Below are 334 nucleotides of genomic sequence, written 5' to 3' on the forward strand. Positions count from 1 at the left end.
CCAGGTCGGCGACCGTGGCGTCGTCGAGGTGGGTGCGGTAGTGACCGGTCAGCAGCACGAACACCGCGTCGTCGCCGACGAGCGCCGCCTTTCGGGCTTCGAGGGCGTATCGCTTGCGCAGCGAGTCGATGACCTCGCCGGACGGGTTGAGGATCGCGAGGTGGTTGCCGAGCCGGTCGTAGCAGACGGTGCCGGCGGGGCCGGTGACGGTCCACCGCGGGCTGCCGTCGGCCGGGTGGGTGGTCTTGGTGGTCGTGAGGCTCACGGGGGATACTCCTCAGGGTTCTGGCGCTCCGCGGTGTCCTTGGTCGGGCTGCGGGGCGCCGGATTCGTG

At 71.3% G+C, this 334-nt stretch carries 1 protein-coding gene; it reads right to left on the reverse strand.

Annotation, left to right across the window (positions count from 1 at the left end; translation table 11 throughout):
* A partial coding sequence (locus ADL29_RS11785) for a hypothetical protein (RefSeq protein WP_157878460.1) occupies nucleotides 1–265 on the reverse strand: 265 nt, incomplete at its 3' end.
* Nucleotides 266–334 lie beyond the last annotated feature (69 nt).

Source organism: Streptomyces chattanoogensis (assembly GCF_001294335.1).
In the GTDB taxonomy this organism is placed as follows: Bacteria; Actinomycetota; Actinomycetes; order Streptomycetales; family Streptomycetaceae; genus Streptomyces; species Streptomyces chattanoogensis.